13 protein-coding genes and 1 pseudogene are annotated in these 15,622 nt (G+C 62.4%); 3 read left to right on the plus strand and 11 right to left on the minus strand.

What is annotated here, in order from left to right; genetic code table 11:
* The first annotated feature begins 49 nt into the window (after positions 1-49).
* Positions 50-1,045, plus strand: coding sequence for a DUF4424 domain-containing protein (locus RWK44_RS23150; RefSeq protein ID WP_316029441.1), 996 nt, complete (start codon positions 50-52; stop codon positions 1,043-1,045).
* Positions 1,046-1,264: 219 nt separating this feature from the next.
* Positions 1,265-3,202: a methyl-accepting chemotaxis protein gene (locus tag RWK44_RS23155; RefSeq protein WP_131666103.1), complete on the plus strand. Its 1,938-nt coding sequence runs from the start codon at positions 1,265-1,267 to the stop codon at positions 3,200-3,202.
* Positions 3,203-3,426: 224 nt separating this feature from the next.
* Here RWK44_RS23155 and dxs read toward each other — a convergent pair whose 3' ends face one another.
* The 5 genes from dxs to RWK44_RS23180 form a co-directional block, all read right to left on the minus strand.
* Positions 3,427-5,355 (minus strand): 1-deoxy-D-xylulose-5-phosphate synthase, encoded by a 1,929-nt coding sequence (gene dxs / locus RWK44_RS23160; protein ID WP_316029442.1) that lies wholly within the window; start codon positions 5,353-5,355, stop codon positions 3,427-3,429.
* A gap of 165 nt (positions 5,356-5,520) precedes the next feature.
* A complete protein-coding gene (locus RWK44_RS23165) occupies positions 5,521-6,444 on the minus strand; it encodes a pirin family protein (protein ID WP_077976561.1) in 924 nt (307 codons plus the stop codon).
* Between the two features lie 136 nt (positions 6,445-6,580).
* A complete protein-coding gene (locus RWK44_RS23170; protein WP_131666105.1) occupies positions 6,581-7,348 on the minus strand; it encodes an SDR family NAD(P)-dependent oxidoreductase in 768 nt (255 codons plus the stop codon).
* A gap of 86 nt (positions 7,349-7,434) precedes the next feature.
* A complete protein-coding gene (locus tag RWK44_RS23175) occupies positions 7,435-7,686 on the minus strand; it encodes an exodeoxyribonuclease VII small subunit (protein WP_003545921.1) in 252 nt (83 codons plus the stop codon).
* Between the two features lie 2 nt (positions 7,687-7,688).
* Positions 7,689-8,624 carry a histone deacetylase family protein gene (locus RWK44_RS23180; protein WP_017959231.1) on the minus strand — a complete coding sequence of 312 codons (936 nt, stop codon included), beginning with the start codon at positions 8,622-8,624 and terminating at the stop codon, positions 7,689-7,691.
* Positions 8,625-8,909: 285 nt separating this feature from the next.
* Here RWK44_RS23180 and RWK44_RS23185 point away from each other — a divergent pair, with 285 nt between their 5' ends.
* A complete protein-coding gene (locus RWK44_RS23185) occupies positions 8,910-9,311 on the plus strand; it encodes an acyl-CoA thioesterase (protein ID WP_024321263.1) in 402 nt (133 codons plus the stop codon).
* Positions 9,312-9,347: 36 nt separating this feature from the next.
* On the opposite strand, the gene RWK44_RS23190 is transcribed toward RWK44_RS23185, so the two are convergent.
* The 6 genes and pseudogenes from RWK44_RS23190 to RWK44_RS23215 all read right to left on the minus strand — a co-directional run bounded on the left by RWK44_RS23190 (position 9,348) and on the right by RWK44_RS23215 (position 15,422).
* The gene (locus RWK44_RS23190) at positions 9,348-10,019 is read right to left on the minus strand and encodes a flavin reductase family protein (RefSeq protein ID WP_131642449.1); all 672 of its coding nucleotides are present in this window, start codon (positions 10,017-10,019) and stop codon (positions 9,348-9,350) included.
* A gap of 1 nt (position 10,020) precedes the next feature.
* Positions 10,021-11,445, minus strand: a complete 1,425-nt coding sequence (locus RWK44_RS23195; RefSeq protein ID WP_316029443.1) for a Xaa-Pro peptidase family protein — start codon at positions 11,443-11,445, stop codon at positions 10,021-10,023.
* Positions 11,446-11,490: 45 nt separating this feature from the next.
* Positions 11,491-12,312 (minus strand): ABC transporter permease, encoded by an 822-nt coding sequence (locus RWK44_RS23200; RefSeq protein ID WP_131642451.1) that lies wholly within the window; start codon positions 12,310-12,312, stop codon positions 11,491-11,493.
* On the minus strand, positions 12,305-13,132 hold the full coding sequence (locus tag RWK44_RS23205; RefSeq protein ID WP_316029444.1) for an ABC transporter permease: 828 nt from the start codon (positions 13,130-13,132) through the stop codon (positions 12,305-12,307). The genes RWK44_RS23200 and RWK44_RS23205 overlap by 8 nt, the downstream gene beginning before the upstream one ends.
* A gap of 9 nt (positions 13,133-13,141) precedes the next feature.
* A pseudogene (locus RWK44_RS23210) lies at positions 13,142-14,190 on the minus strand (ABC transporter substrate-binding protein).
* The gene (locus RWK44_RS23215) at positions 14,187-15,422 is read right to left on the minus strand and encodes an ABC transporter ATP-binding protein (RefSeq protein WP_316029445.1); all 1,236 of its coding nucleotides are present in this window, start codon (positions 15,420-15,422) and stop codon (positions 14,187-14,189) included. Before RWK44_RS23215 ends, RWK44_RS23210 begins: the two are co-directional and overlap by 4 nt.
* Between the last annotated feature and the right edge of the window lie 200 nt (positions 15,423-15,622).

The raw sequence follows: 15,622 nt of genomic DNA on the forward strand, positions 1-15,622 counted from the left end.
CGATAATCCTGCCGCGGTGATCGCGGAGCGAGCCGCATGGGGGTGCTCTATGCTGAAGCTCTTCACTCTTCTTGTCGCCGCTGGGATCGCATCGCCCGCGCTGGCGAACGATACCCTGGCCGAGATCAAGACCGGCGGGCTGATCTTTGCCCAATCCGACGATGTCAGCATGGCAGAGGAGGATCTCTTCATCTCCGCTTCGGAAGTGCGCGTCGACTACGTCTTCGAAAACAGCTCCGATAAGGATGTCGAGAGCCTGGTCGCCTTCCCGATGCCCGACATATCAGGTCAGGTGGACAATAATTCCGCCATTTCCGATTATGACAGCGACAATTTCCTGCATTTTTCCACCCAGCAGGATGGCAGGCCGATCACCGCCAAGCTGCAGCAGCGCGTCGTCTCGCTCGGCATCGACGTCACTGACGAGTTCGCCGAACAGGGCATTCCCGTTCTGCCCTATAGCCAGAAGACGACCGAGGCGCTGGCCAAACTTCCCGAAACCGTCCGCAAGGACTGGATCGCCCGCGGCCTCGTCTATCCCATGGGCGCCGGCGATGCCGAGATTGATCTCGTGCCGCTCTGGACGCTGCGCTCGACCTATTGGTGGCGCACCACCTTTCCGGCAAAGAAGAAGGTCAGCGTAGCGCACCGTTACAAGCCGGCCGTCGGCGGCACCGTCGCCATCAGCTTTCTCGAAGGTGGCGAGCCGAAGGGGGAGCGCTTCGAGGAATATTCCCGCAAATACTGCCTCGACGGCGACTTCGTCAGGGTTGCCCAGCAGCGTGCCCGGGAAGCCGAGACCGGCGGCGCCAACTACACCGAAAGCTGGATCTCCTATGTGCTGTCGACCGGCGCCAACTGGGCGGGGCCGATCAAGCGCTTCCAGCTGACGATCGACAAGGGCAAGCCCGGCAGCCTCATCAGCTTTTGCGGCAGCAATGTTCAGAAGATCGGCCCGACGACCTTTCGGATGACGGCCGAGGATTTCGATCCATCAAAGGATTTAGACATCCTGATCCTCAATCCTCCGGAAACGGCACAATAATCCGCAGGTTTGGCCGCTGCTGCGCTGCACAAATTTAAACAAATTTAAAGCCTGCGCGGGTAGGGTCGGCGTGATTGCAGCGGTTCATTCGAGCCGCTCGGCGCCATGACGGCGCACGCGTTTCCACGCCGATCATGTTCTCAGTTTCAAACATCCCGGCGGTTGCGTCTCGCGCAACCTGCCTCTCGCCGCGTCGACTGTCGTCAGGAGAAATCACCGATGTCCGCCAAAAACATATCCTTGAACGGTAAGCTTGCGGCCACGTTCGCAGCCCTCATTCTCATTTTCGTCGCCGTTTCCGCTTTCGTCTATTCCAAGGCGACGGCGTCCGCGGCAGCGTCTGCCGAGCAGGAAAAATCCGAGCTGCTCGTCAACCAGATCGACGATGCGCTGCAGGCGATGCTCGAGCAGGCCGTCAACCTGCGCGGCTTCATCCTATTCCGCAGCGACAGCACCTATGGCGATGTCTTCGCCAACCGCGAGCGCATGCTGAAGGCGATTGCCGCCGCCAAACAGACGGCCGCCGGCGAGCCGCAGCTTGTCGAGATGATCGACGGCATGCAGAAGGCCGCCGATCTCTATTTCCATGAACTTGCCGAGCCGCAGACCAAGGCGCGCAAGGAAACCGACATGCCGATCGCAGAGGTCGTCAAGATCGGCGTCAACGCCACCAAGGGCCAGCTCGACGGCTTCCGCCAGGCCTCGGCCAAGATCAAGGCCACCGCGCGTGAAAAGTCGAATGCGCTCGCCGCAATCCGCGCCGATGCCAACAGCCATCTGAAGACGACGCTCATTGCCGGCGGCATCGTCGCCTCGCTCGCCGCGGCTATGCTCGCCTGGCTGATGTCGCGCATCATCGTCCGGCCGGTCGTCGGCATGACGAGCGCTATGGATCGCCTCGCCGGTGGTCAGAACGACATCGAGGTTCCGGCTGTCGAGCGCGGTGACGAAATCGGCCGCATGGCCCAGTCGGTCCTGGTCTTCAAGCAGGCGGCGATCGAGAAGCTGCGCCTTGCCGGCGAGACCGACCGCATGCGCGATGACGCCGAGCGCCAGCGCCGGGCAGGCGACGAGCAGAAGGCGCGCGAGGAAGGCGAGATCCGCTATGCCATCGACGCCTTGGCGGGCGGCCTTGCCGAGCTTGCCAATGGCGATATGGCCGGTCGTATCCAGACGCCGTTTGCCTCGCAATATGACAGCCTGCGCAATGACTTCAACCATGCCGTCGAAAAGCTGCAGGCGGCGCTGCAATCGGTCGGCCGGAACGCTTCGGCGATCAATGCCGGCGCTAGCGAAATCCGCTCGGCCGCTGACGATCTTGCCCACCGCACCGAGCAGCAGGCTGCCGCCGTCGAACAGACGGCCGCAGCGCTCGAGGAAGTGACGACGACCGTCCGCGACAGCGCCAAGCGCGCCGAGGATGTCGGCAATCTCGTCGAGCGCGCCCGCCTCGGCGCCGAAAAATCCGGCGAGGTCGTCCGCAAGGCCGTCTCCGCCATGCAGCAGATCGAGAAGTCCTCGGGCGAAATCTCCAACATCATCGGCGTCATCGACGACATCGCCTTCCAGACCAACCTTTTGGCTCTGAACGCCGGCGTTGAAGCCGCCCGCGCCGGCGATGCCGGCAAGGGCTTTGCGGTCGTCGCCCAGGAAGTGCGCGAGCTCGCCCAACGCTCGGCGAAGGCCGCCAAGGAGATCAAGGCGCTGATCACCACCTCGGGCGAACAAGTCGTTGCCGGCGTCGGCCTCGTCGGCGAGACCGGCAAGGCGCTGGAGGTCATCGTCTCCGAGGTGCAGGAGATCAACCACCACGTCAGCGCCATCGTCACCGCCACGCGCGAACAGTCGATCGGCCTGCAGGAGATCAACACCGCCGTCAACAACATGGACCAGGGCACGCAGCAGAACGCCGCCATGGTCGAGGAGCAGACCGCGGCAAGCCATGCGCTCGCCCAGGAGGCAAACGCTCTCGAAGAATTGCTGCGTCAGTTCAAGCTCGGCCAGGTGGCGCCGACGCCGCGCGCCAGCGTTGCCGGCACGAGTTCCCGCCCGGTCGCCTCGCCGGCCCACGCTTTGACCCGCACCGTCGCCAAGGCCTTCGGCGGAAGACAGGCGAGTGCTGCGGCGACCGTTCAGGAGGAATGGACGGAGTTCTGAGAGGCGCCGTTCTCAGGGATATTAAATGAAGAGGGCGGTGCAGCGATGCGCCGCCTTTTTTCGTTGGATGGACTGCCGGGCAGCCCCCTCATCCGCCTGCCGGCACCTTCTCCCCGAGGGGAGAAGAGATTTGCGGCGACGTCTCGATTCCCTCTTCTCCCCTCGGGGAGAAGGTGCCCGTAGGGCGGATGAGGGGGCTACACGGCACACCCTCGCATATTCACCTATCCTGCAACCCCAACCCCAACCCCAACCGCAACACCGCGCCCCAGCGCCCTGAACACCGTCGAGACGATGCCGGCGCGGTCGAGGCCGGCGTGGGCGTTCATGGCTTCGGGCTTGGCCTGTTCCATCCAGATGTCGGGCATGACGAGCGAGCGGATCTTTAGCCCGTTATCAAGCAGGCCTTCGCTCGAAAGGTACTGCATCACATGGCTGCCGAAGCCGCCGATCGAGCCTTCCTCGACGGTGATCACCATCTCGTGGTGGCGGGCAAGCTGGCGGATCAGGTCGCGGTCGAGCGGCTTGGCGAAACGCGCATCGGCGACCGTCGTCGAAAGCCCCGCGGCATCGAGATCCTCGGCGGCCAGCAGACAGTCGGCAAGCCGCGTGCCGAAGGAGAGCAGCGCCACCTTGGTGCCTTCCTTGACGATGCGGCCCTTGCCGATCTGCAGGATTTCGCCGCGCGCCGGCATGTCGACGCCGACACCTTCGCCGCGCGGATAGCGGAACGAGATCGGCCCGCCGTCATAGGCGACGGCGGTGCGCACCATGTGCTTGAGTTCGGCCTCGTCGGCCGCTGCCATCACCACGAAGCCGGGCAGGGTGGTGAGGAAGGTGGTGTCGAAGGAGCCGGCATGGGTCGGCCCGTCGGCGCCGACGAAGCCGGCACGGTCGATCGGGAAACGCACCGGCAATCCCTGGATCGCCACGTCATGCACGACCTGGTCGTAGGCGCGCTGCAGGAAGGTGGAATAGAGCGCGGCAAACGGCTTGTAGCCTTCCGCTGCCAGTCCGGCAGCGAAGGTTACGGCGTGCTGTTCGGCAATACCGACGTCGAAGCAGCGCGACGGAAAAGCCTCGGCGAGCTTGTCGAGGCCGGTACCATTCGGCATGGCGGCGGTGATGCCGACGATCTTGTCGTCGAGGGTGGCTTCCTGCACCAGCGCTTCGGCAAAGACGCTGGTATAGCTCGGCGCATTCGGCTTGACCCTTGCCTGGGCGCCGGTGATGACGTCGAACTTGTTGACGCCGTGATACTTGTCGGCCGCGGCTTCCGCCGGCGGATAGCCCTTGCCCTTCTGGGTGACGACGTGGATCAGCACCGGTCCGCGCCCATTGTCGCGCACATTGCGCAACACGGGCAGCAGGTGGTCGAAGGAATGCCCGTCGATCGGCCCGATATGATAGAAGCCCATCTCCTCGAACATCGTGCCGCCGGTGACATAGCCGCGGGCATGCTCCACGGCGCGGGTGATCGCCCGGTCGATGTTCTTGCCGAGATAGGCCGTCAGCTTCTTGCCGAAGTCACGGAAGCCCATATAGGTGCGCCCCGAGGCAAGGCGCGCGAGATAGGCGCTCATGGCGCCTGTCGGCGGCGCGATCGACATGTCGTTGTCGTTGAGGATGACGATGAGGCGCGCATCGAGCGCGCCGGCATTGTTCAGCGCCTCATAGGCCATGCCGGCCGACATCGCCCCGTCGCCGATGACGGCGATGACGCGGCGGTCTGATTTGTCGAGGTCGGCGGCAATCGCCATGCCGAGGCCGGCCGAGATCGAAGTCGAGGAATGCGCCGCCCCGAAGGGATCATATTCGCTTTCGGCCCGGCGGGTGAAGCCGGACAGCCCGTCTTCCTGGCGCAGCGTCCGGATGCGGTCGCGCCGGCCGGTAAGAATCTTGTGCGGATAACATTGATGGCCGACATCGAAGATCAGCCGATCATCAGGCGTGTCGAAGACGCTGTGAATGGCGATCGTCAATTCGACGACGCCGAGACCGGCGCCGAGATGGCCGCCGGTGCGCGACACCGCATCGATCATTTCGTCCCGGACTTCGCGGGCGAGTTGCGGCAGGTCGCGATCCTCGAGCTTGCGCAGGTCGGCGGGATAGTTGACCTGGTCGAGCAGGGGGGTCTTCGGCAGTTGTGTCACGGGCGGGCGCTCTTTCTTGCTTTTCCTTGTTCCGCTTTATTCGATTAGATTGCGGCAAAACAAGTGCATTTCAGGAACCGAAGCTTTTCACCTTAGAGCATGGTGTCGAAAAGTGTGAACGGTTTTCGGAGTATACCCTGGTCTATTTCTCTCATTTCGTGGCGCTCAGCCCTCCGGCAACGGCACGAATTCCTCTTCGTCACCGGGCACGATATCGAAGCGGCCGCTGCGCCATTCTTCCTTGGCCTGTTCGATCCGCTCCTTCGAGGAGGAGACGAAATTCCACCAGATATAACGTTTCGAATTGAGCGCCGCACCGCCGAAGAGCATCAGATGACAGCCATCGCGACCGGCTTCCAGCGTGATCGCATCGCCCGGCCGAAAGACCAGCAACTGGTCGGCGGCAAAACGGTCGCCTGATATGACGACCTCGCCCGAGAGCACATAGACGGCGCGCTCTTCATGAGCCGAGCCGAAGGGAAATTTGGCGCCCGCCTGCAGGTCGAGATCGACATAGAGCGTGTCGGAGAAAACACCGACCGGCGATGTCATGCCTTCGAATGAGCCGATCACCACACGCCCGCGTACGCCCGCCATCTCGATCAGCGGCATGGCGGATTTTTCCGTATGGGCGAAGGCAGGATCGATCTCTTCCTTGTCGTCGGGCAGCGCCAGCCAGGTCTGCAGCCCCGACATCAGCAGCGGATGGCCGCGCAGATTGTCGGGCGTGCGCTCGGAATGGACGATGCCGCGGCCGGCCGTCATCAGGTTGATATCGCCGGGACGGATGACCTTTTCGGTGCCGAGGCTGTCGCGATGGCGGATCTCGCCGTCGAACAGATAGGTGACCGTCGACAGCCCGATATGCGGATGCGGCTTGACGTCGAGCGCCTCATCCGGCTTCAGGATCGCCGGCCCCATGCGGTCGAAGAAGATGAACGGCCCGACGAGCCGCCGCTGCCGGCTGGGCAGCGCGCGGCGCACCTGAAAACCGCCGATATCGCTGGTGCGCGGGATGATCAGGCTCTCGATCGCGTCGCAGGCGAAGGCATCGCCGGGCAGGGGATCTTTACCGGGAAAGAAGGACATTGGAATCTCCGATCGCTACAGTGCCGAGCGTCATCGCCCACAGATAGCGCCTGGAGCGCCGCGCGTCCAATCGGACGCGCTTAGACGCTCCAACACTTGAAAGCGTGCCGCGCGTCCAATCAGGCGTGCGTCGGGCTCAGATCGCGGTAAAACCATTGTCGACGAAGAGATGGGCGCCATTGACGAAGCTCGATTCGTCGCTGGCAAGATAAAGCGCGGCCCGCGCCACGTCTTCGGGCTCGCCGATCCGCCCCTGCTGGGCGGCAATGGCGGCATCCGAAACATCGACACCGAGAGCCTGCAGGTCGGCCACCTCGCGCAGGCCGTGCGGCGTGCGGATGAAGCCGGGGCAGACGGCATTGCAACGGATATTGCGGTCACGGAACTCCACCGCGATGGCGCGGGCAAACATATGCACCGCCCCTTTGGTCGTGTCGTAAAGCACTTCCATCGGCGTGGCGGCGACCGCCGAGATCGACGAGGTGCAGACGATCGATCCACCGCCGCTTGCAATCATCTTCGGCAGCACGGCCTTGGTCATCAGAAACATCGAGCGCACATTGACGGCGTGCAGCCAGTCCCATTCCTCGACGGTCGTTTCGAGAAAAGGTTTGATGACGATCGTGCCGGCATGGTTGAAGAGCACGGTCACCGGGCCGTAGCGTTTCTCGACGCCGGCGACGGCGGCATTGACGGCTGCTTCCTCCGAGACATCGGCCGTCCAGCAATCGGCCTCGCCGCCGGCATCACGGATTTGCTTCACGGTCTCTGCGGCTGCATCGCCATTGCGGTCGATGATCGCAACACGCGCGCCTTCCGCCGCAAAAAGCTTCGAGGCGGCGCCGCCCATGCCGGTCGCGCCGCCCGAGATAATGGCGACCTTGCCCTTCAACCTGTCCGTCATGTCCTTGTCCCCTCATCGTTTTGGATGGGGATCATAGATCGGTCCGAAGCCGATAGCCAAGCATCTTCAAAAGGGAGTTTGCTGCCTCAGGCGCCGTCGAGCGGCTCGACGCCCTGCGGCTTGCCGGCGCGGTCGAGCCTGATTTTTTCGATGCGGTTTTCGGCGGCCGAAAGCAGCGTTTCGCAATGTTTCTTCAGCGCTTCGCCGCGCTCGTAGATTTCGATCGATTCATCCAGCGCCACATCGCCGCGTTCCAGCCGGGCGACGATGCTTTCGAGTTCGGCGACCGCCTTTTCGAAGGAAAGGCCGGATACCTCCGGCTTGGCGCTGTCAGTCATTCTCAACCCTTCATCATTCTCAGAATATGCATGCCCGCCGATTCGGCGAGTCCCTCGAGATCATAACCGCCTTCGAGCAGGCTGACGACCCGGTTCTTCGCGTGCCGGTCCGCGAGTTCCAGCACGCGCCCGGTCGCCCAGTCGAAATCCTCGCCGGTCAGATTGATCTGCGCTAAGGGATCGCGGTGATGCGCGTCGAAGCCGGCGGAGATGATGATGAGATCCGGTCGGAAATCGTCAAGGGCGGGCAGCACGCGCGATTTGAACGCCTCGCGAAAGTGGTCGCTGCCGACATTCGGCGACAGCGGCGCATTGACGATGGTGTTGTGCTTGCCCTTCTCGTCCTTGGCGCCGGTGCCGGGATAGAGCGGCATCTGATGCGTCGAGCAGAACAGCACCGAAGGATCGTCCCAGAAGATATCCTGCGTGCCGTTGCCGTGGTGCACGTCCCAGTCGACGATGGCGATGCGCTCGGCGCCATGCGTCTTTTGCGCATGCCGGGCGGCGATCGCCGCATTGTTGAAGAAGCAGAAGCCCATCGCCGTCATCTTTTCGGCATGGTGCCCCGGCGGGCGGGCGGCGACGAAGACATTGTCGGCCCGGCCGGTAAAGACATCGTCCACCGCCGCCATCGCCCCGCCAATGCCGGTCAGCGCCGCCTGCAGGCTCTTGCTGCTGGCATAGGTATCGGCTTCGATCTGGTTGATTTCACCCTCTTCCTCGGGAATCTCCCGCATGACGGCGGTCAGATGCTCCTCCGGATGCGCAAGCAGCACCGCATCCTCATTCGCCTGCGGCGCCTGCCGGCGCTCCAGCCGCTCGAAATTCGGATGTTCCAGCGCAACATTGATGGCGCGGATCCTGTCCGATCGCTCCGGATGGCCGGCGGGCGTGACATGTTCCAGGAAGATCGGGTGTTCATAAAGACGGGTGCTCATGAAGACACTCTATCGGTCGCTTATGTCATGTGCCACAGCAGATGGGGCGTTGCCTGGGGATTTCAACAAGCGCTCTTGCCGCGCCTTCCGACCGTTCGCCTATCACACTGTCTCGTTTGCGCCGTTCCCGTCGATCAGGTCCAATTGCAACGGCCCGCACCTTTCCGGTACGTGGAGGACACTGTAACACTTTGAACTATTGCGTAATTTTATCCTTAAGCCGGTTCCGGTATAAGCAATTATGAAGTAGTGTTGCCATGGGAACTCTGTAGGGCAGATTTGTTGATGAGTCAGTCGAAACGTCCTGATGTGGCGGAAATACGCGTGCCGTTTCGCGATGTCGATATGACCGGCCGGATGTTTCTGGCATCCTATATTTCCTATGCCGAGTCCGTGCTTGCGAGCTTCTGGTCCTCACGGCCCGATGTCGACGACGAACCCGTCTATAGCCCCAGCAAGGTTTCCTGCTTTCTCCACCGCCCGCTCCACTACGACGAGCCGGCAACCTTCACCGCCACCGTCGACAAGATCGGCGTGCGCTCTATCGGCTTCCTCATCTCGATCGAGACGGGCGAGGAGCGCGCCGCCGAGGTGGAAATCATCTGGCAGGCCCACGCCCCCGAAGACGAATCGCCGGCTCCGTTGCCGGAGGAGACGCGCGATTGGCTTTATCGGTTTTTGAATTAGGACCACGGCGCGTGATCGGCCTGAGCTCAAGCCCGGCTATGCGCTGACCGGCTCCGAAACGCTCTTTCGCGAACGCCACTCCTCCTTGGTCTGCGTCTTGATGTCGAACTGGTCGCGCGTCCTTGCGTAGGTATGGCCGCCCATTCGTCCGACGGCGTCCATCAGTTGCTGGTCGATATGCAGGTTCGTCGGATTGACCGCATCACTTCTGACATAGACGCCGAGGACTTCGCCAAGGATGATTTCGCGGGCCGGGCCAACCTGCAGGGTCGTGTGGCGGCGGCATTCGAGTGCTGCGGGTGCTGCCAGGATGCGCGGGCTTCTGACCATCTGTCCCGGCGCCGTTGCCAGTCCGGCTTCGGAGAGTTCGTCGACCTCGGGTCCGAACTTGATGGCGCAGACCTCCATCTGGTCGACGAGGGCGTCATCGCAGATATGGACCGTGAACTCGCCGGTTTCGCGGATGTTGCGGGCGGTATCCTTGAAGCGCATGTCGGCATAATTCTCGACGCCGATGGCGACGATCGCCGGGTCGTGGGTGAGGACGTTGAAGAAGCTGAACGGGCCGGCATTCGGCAGGCCCTCCTTGCTCAGGGTGGTGACCAGCGCAATCGGGCGCGGGATGACCGTGCCGATGAGGATCTTGTAACGCTCGCGCTCGGTCAGCTTGGCGAAATCGAAATGCGTGTGTTGTTTATTGTTGGTCATGTCAGGCCTCGGCAGCGACGCGGTGGGTTTCAAGCGGGGTATGGCGGCTGAGGTTCTCGAAACCGTCCTTAGTCACGACATACATGTCGCCGATATTGCAGCCGGCCGACAGCGGCTCCAGCCACTGCGTGTGCAGCACGAAGACCATGCCCTCCTCCATCCTGTCGTAATTATGCGAGGAGATGTTGAAGCTGTTCTGGCCACCAGCCATGCCGACCGAATGGCCGAGGTTCGGATTGTGCGGTCCGTGCGTTGCCGGATAGACATGCATGAGCTTGCGGCCCTGCGCCTCCCAGTCGATGTTCTTGACATACTGATGGGGGATCAGGCGTGCGCCGCCGTCTTCCATTGGCGACCAGTTGTAGGGCATGGTGCGCGCCTCGGGTGAGGTCAGCATGCCGCGCTCGATCATAGGTTCGAAGGCGGCATTGTTGACGTCGCGCATCAATGCGCCGGGCTTGATCAGCTTTTCGGCCCGCTTGACGCCTTCGGTGCAGGCGGCAAGCACCTCCTCCTGACGGCTGGTGATATCGCCGACAGCGATCATGCGGGCGGTCTGGGCCGTGTAGCCGCGACAGGTGACGTTGGAAATATAGAGGTTGATGAGGTCGCCGGGCCGGACGATGTGGCCATAGGGTTTGCCGCAATGGGTGCCGAATTCGTTGATGCCGATCTGGTAACCGTCGCCCGTCTCGCCGCCGAGCGCCATCTGCGCATAGGTGAAGGCAGCCAGGATTTCATGGTCGGTGACGCCTGACTTCGCCACATGATAGGCGGCCTGCGTGCCGATGCTGATCAGTTGGGCGGCGGCGCGAAACATCTCGATCTCGGGCAGTGAGCGGACCTTCTGCATGCGGTCGAGAATGGCGTTGTCAGCCACGAACTTGCTCTTCGGCAGCAGTTCGTCGAGCGCTGACCAGAAGGTCAGCGACGTGCGGTCGCCGATCCTGCCGATCTGGGCCTTGGCGAGGCCTAGGCTGGCGAGAACCTCGGCGCATTTCTCGGCGGTCTTGATAACGGAATCGCCGGGGCGGTCGGCATATTCGCGGCCGATCGGGCCGATCTGCCAGACTTCGTCGACGAGCACTGGCTCGCCGCCCGGCGGCAGCAGGACGGATTGGGTGAAGAAGGAGAGAAGCACCATCGCCTTGTCGGCATCAGTCGGAATGATCAGCACGCCTTCGCGCATCCAGTCGCAGATGTAGCGCAGATAGGCATTCGAGGCGTGGAACCAGCCGACGCTGCCGGCATGAACGATCAGCGCGTCATGACCGGCTTCGACCGCCTGACGGCGAATTCTGCGAAGGCGATCCTCGAACTCTTCGACAGGAAGCGGCAGCGGGGCGGAGAAATCGAAATCCGGCTGGAAATCGGCCAGCAGCGATCCCATCCGGTAGCCGCCTGCGTTTGTCGCGCGCATGTTCATGAGTTTGTTCCTTCTAATTCAGGCATAGGTCAAATGGCGGATCGTTCAGGCCTGCCGCGGCGGCGCAAGAACGCGCCGGGCAACCAGCAGTCCCAGCAGCGTCACGGCGATCAGAATTCCGGAGATTGCCGCGACGCGCACATCGAGCGATTCCTCGATCAGCGCGAACATGCGCAGCGGCAAGACGGTCGTTCGGGCATCGGCGAGGAAAAGCGATACCGACACGTTATCGAGCGACTGGATGAAGACGAGGAATGCGCCGGCCAGGATGCCGGGCATCAGCAGCGGCAGGGTGACGCGCCGCAGCGTCATGAACCAGCTCGCGCCCATCGTCGTCGATGCCTCGGCAAGCGAGGGATTGAGACCCTGGGCGACGACGGAGGCGGCGCGGTACATCAGCGGCCCGAAGACGACGACATGGCCTGATACGGTCAGCCAGAGCGACGGCTTGAAGCCGATGAAATTGGCGACGATCAGGGCGGCAAGGCCGTAGACCAGGCTCGGCAGGACGAGCGGGGCGAGCAGCAAGGGCTCGATGGTGCCGGCGGTGCTGCGCCTCATGCGCGTCATGCCGATGGTTGCCGGAACCGCAAAGATCAGCGATCCGAGGACGGCAAGGCCGGCAATCTTCAGCGAATTCCAGGCGGCGATATGTTCGGTTGCCGAGCGAACGGGATCGAGCAGCGCCGCATACCACCTGAGCGAAAAGCCCTGCGGCGGATATTTCAATGTCTGCCCCGAGGTGAACGACATCGTCAGCGCAATCACGATGGGTGCGACCAGATAGATGACGCAGAGCCCGCCGAAACCGTAGACGAATGCCTTGTAGAGCATGACGGGAATGGGATTTTCGCGACGATCAGGCATGACCGACCAACCTCCTGTGACGGGACATCATGGTAAGGGCGACCAGCAGGCAGCCGGTGGAGAGCAGCAGGACGACGGCGATGGCCGAGGCCAGCGGCCAGTCGAACAACGTGCCGACTTCGCGGTAGATCAGCTGCGGAACATAGACGTTGCGCGCGCCGCCGATGACGGCCTGGGTGACGAAGGAGCTGCTGGTGCTGGCAAAGACCAGGATCCAGCCCGCCAGCAGGCCCGGCAGCATCAGCGGCAGAAGCACGGTGACAAAGATGCGCCAGGGGCCGGCGCCGGAAACCTGGGCCGATTCCGCCAGTTGCACCGGCGTGCGCGACAGGATCGCGATCAGCGGCAGGATGATCAACGGCAGGTCGATCTGGCACATGGCCATGACCAGGCCGAGTTCGGTAAACAGCAGGCTGGTCGGCATTCCCGTCAGGCCGAGCCCGACCAGCGCTTCGCTGATCGGCCCCTGGCGTCCGAGGATGACGATCCAGGCGAAGGTGCGCACGACATTGCTGGTCAGCATCGGAATGAGCGTCAGGAAAATCAGCACCTGCCGAAGGTTTCGGCCGCCGTGCCAGTAGAGGAGTGCGATTGGCACGCCGAGCAAGGTCGTGCCGATGACGGTTTCGAGCCCGAGCCTTGCGGTATTGACGAGGACGCGGAAATTGAACGCGTCGCCGAAGAAGCGGACATAATGTTCGAGGGTCGCTCCGCCAGGGCCGGCGAAGCTGAAACCGACGAGGACGGCGAGCGGCGTCGCAAAGAACGCCACGGAAAGCAACAGCATCGGCAGGACGTATGGGAAGCCGCTCGCCTTCATCACATCACCTCAACCGGCAACGAGCGCGTCGAACTGGCGGATCCAGCCGTCGCGGTTCTTGTTGATCGCGACCCAGTCCGGATAGACCATGGTCTTGATCTGATCGCGGGTGACATAGGCTTCGATGCCCGGCGTCAGCGCCACGTCCTTGTTGGTCGGGAACATCTCGGTCGGCGGCTCCTTGAGCTGGTCCTGGGCGGCCTTGGAGATGGCGGCATCCATATAGGCATAGGCCGCGTCGAGATTGGCCGTGCCCTTGGTCAGGTGGATATTGACGGGGGCTGCCGGCGAGCCGGTTTCGGGTTGGACGAACTCGGCGTTGAGGCCGAGGCTCTTCAGGCGGGCGACATTGCCGGTCGAGCACATGAAAACGGCGATTTCACCCTGCTGGAACAGCGTCATCTGATGGTTGGTGCTGTCGACCACGCCCTTCAGATGCTCCGGATGATCCTTGAACAGCTTGAAGACGGCGTCCATGTCGTTGGGGCCGGAACCGAAGATCTTGGCGATCTCGGTATAGGCCATGACGGCGGTGTTCGAGGCAAAGCCGGTCCAGGAAACCTTGCCGCTATAGGCCGGGTTTTCGAAGAGATCGCGATAGCCCTTCGGCTTCGGAACGAGATCGGGATTGTAGGCAATGCCGTTGACCTCGATGGTCACGGTCGGGCCGTATTCGCCCTGGAAGGACGGATCGAGCATGCCCCAGTTCTTGAGCTTGCTCGGATCGATCTTCTGGATGAGATCCTTCTCGATGGCGACGGCCATCTGGCCAGGCGACATCAGCAGCGTGTCATAGGGCGGGTTGCCGGGGCTCGCCATGATCTTGGCAAGCTGGTCCTGCGCCATCGCCGGGGCAATTGTCAGGTCATAGCCCGCATCCTTGACCATCGGCGTCAGCACTGCGGGTAGGCGTCTTCCCAGCTGCCCGGGAAAGTGGCGGCAACGGCTCCGCCACCGGCAGCGCGGGCGGCGAATGGAAGCATGGCCGATGCGGCAACACCAGCCGCCAGGAAACCGAACCCACGACGGGTAATCTGAAAGTCCTTCATCTCGTTCACCTCTGTTGAATTGTTTCTTCACTCATGATTTCCGGTCCGCCCGGAAAGGCGTGACACCTTGCAGTGTCGATCTCGGCAAATAGCTGCGTTCCCGGTTCGGGAATGAATGTGGTGGGGCCTCTGACCTCGGAGGCGCGCAGGCCTGTGCCGTCTTCCAGAACAAGGTCATGGACGAGCGACGGGCCGAGCGGCACGGAAACCGTCATGCGAACCGGCAGGGTGCTCTCGCCCGGCTGAGTCGACAGGCGAACCTCTTCCGGCCGGAAGGTGATCGTCACCTTCGAGCCGAGGGTGAAATTCAACCGGCGCGGCAGGAGTAGGGTCCGGTCATTGGCAAGGCCGATCAGCGTGCTCTCGGCATCGAGCCGCAGCGCCGTTCCGTTGAGAAGGTTTGCCTGGCCGATGAAGGTGTTGACGAAAAGCGTCTTCGGGCGATCGTAGACGGTCATCGGCGTGTCGATCTGCTCGACATTGCCCTTGTTCATCAGCACCAGGCGGTTCGCCAGGCTCTGGGCCTCCTCCTGATCATGCGTGACGATCAGCGTCGTGATGCCGAGCGTCTTCTGCAGGTGAAGCAGTTCCACCTGCAGATCGAAACGCAGGGCGCGGTCGAGCGCGCCGAAGGGTTCGTCTAGAAGCAGAAGGGAGGGGCGCCCGGCGATGGCGCGGGCGACGGCGACGCGCTGCTGCTGTCCGCCGGAGAGTTCCCGCGGCAGGCGGTTGCCATAATCCTTGAGCCTGACGAGCGACAGCATCTCCTCGACGCGCGCCTTGCGCTGAGTGCGAGGAAGCTTCTGGCAGGCGAGCGGATAGGCGATGTTTTCTGCGACCGTCAGATGCGGAAACAAAGCATAGTTCTGGAAGACCATGCCGACGCCGCGTGAGCGGGCCGAGACATCGGCCAAGTCTTTCTCCCCGAGCACAATCCTGCCGGTCTTCGGCTGGATCAGCCCGGCAATGGCGCGCAGCACGGTCGACTTGCCGCAGCCGCTCGGCCCGAGCAGGGCAACGATCTCGCCGGCCTCGATATCGAAGGCCACGTCGGTGATCGCATTCTGGCCACCATAGCTGTGTGTGAGGCCCTGAACGCTGAGCCGTTTGCGTTCAGCCGTATTCGGTATGCCTGGCATAGGGCCTCCCTGGTTCTGGGTCGAGGTCACGGATTGCTGCGCGGTCTCCGGCACAAGTCGGAGATGCGGTCCGGCGAGAAATTTTGCGTCGAGCTTGTTCATGAGAAACGAATTGCAAGCGGCGTGCCAGTTTTGCCGCGCGTCGTTGATGAAAGTGCCAAGTCTATGAAAATAAATCGATATTTCTGACTTATAAAGTTTCAAAACTTTGTAATAATAATCATGAAATTTTAAATTCGCATTTGCTTTTGTATAAATTTTCGCCAGCGTCGTATATTAAATGGGCATCGGATAGAAGTAGC

The sequence above is a fragment of the Rhizobium sp. 25PS6 genome, from assembly GCF_032464655.1.
Taxonomy (GTDB): domain Bacteria; phylum Pseudomonadota; class Alphaproteobacteria; order Rhizobiales; family Rhizobiaceae; genus Rhizobium; species Rhizobium laguerreae.

Excerpts from the sequence above, each read along its gene's own strand:
- RWK44_RS23150 (WP_316029441.1), top strand. The coding sequence starts at position 50 with ATGCTGAAGCTCTTCACTCTTCTTGTCGCCGCTGGGATCGCATCGCCC.
- RWK44_RS23155 (WP_131666103.1), top strand. The coding sequence starts at position 1,265 with ATGTCCGCCAAAAACATATCCTTGAACGGTAAGCTTGCGGCCACGTTC.
- RWK44_RS23165 (WP_077976561.1), bottom strand. The coding sequence starts at position 6,444 with ATGTCCTTCTTTCCCGGTAAAGATCCCCTGCCCGGCGATGCCTTCGCC.
- RWK44_RS23170 (WP_131666105.1), bottom strand. The coding sequence starts at position 7,348 with ATGACGGACAGGTTGAAGGGCAAGGTCGCCATTATCTCGGGCGGCGCG.
- RWK44_RS23175 (WP_003545921.1), bottom strand. The coding sequence starts at position 7,686 with ATGACTGACAGCGCCAAGCCGGAGGTATCCGGCCTTTCCTTCGAAAAG.
- RWK44_RS23180 (WP_017959231.1), bottom strand. The coding sequence starts at position 8,624 with ATGAGCACCCGTCTTTATGAACACCCGATCTTCCTGGAACATGTCACG.
- RWK44_RS23185 (WP_024321263.1), top strand. The coding sequence starts at position 8,910 with ATGAGTCAGTCGAAACGTCCTGATGTGGCGGAAATACGCGTGCCGTTT.
- RWK44_RS23190 (WP_131642449.1), bottom strand. The coding sequence starts at position 10,019 with ATGACCAACAATAAACAACACACGCATTTCGATTTCGCCAAGCTGACC.
- RWK44_RS23195 (WP_316029443.1), bottom strand. The coding sequence starts at position 11,445 with ATGAACATGCGCGCGACAAACGCAGGCGGCTACCGGATGGGATCGCTG.
- RWK44_RS23200 (WP_131642451.1), bottom strand. The coding sequence starts at position 12,312 with ATGCCTGATCGTCGCGAAAATCCCATTCCCGTCATGCTCTACAAGGCA.
- RWK44_RS23205 (WP_316029444.1), bottom strand. The coding sequence starts at position 13,132 with ATGAAGGCGAGCGGCTTCCCATACGTCCTGCCGATGCTGTTGCTTTCC.
- RWK44_RS23215 (WP_316029445.1), bottom strand. The coding sequence starts at position 15,422 with ATGAACAAGCTCGACGCAAAATTTCTCGCCGGACCGCATCTCCGACTT.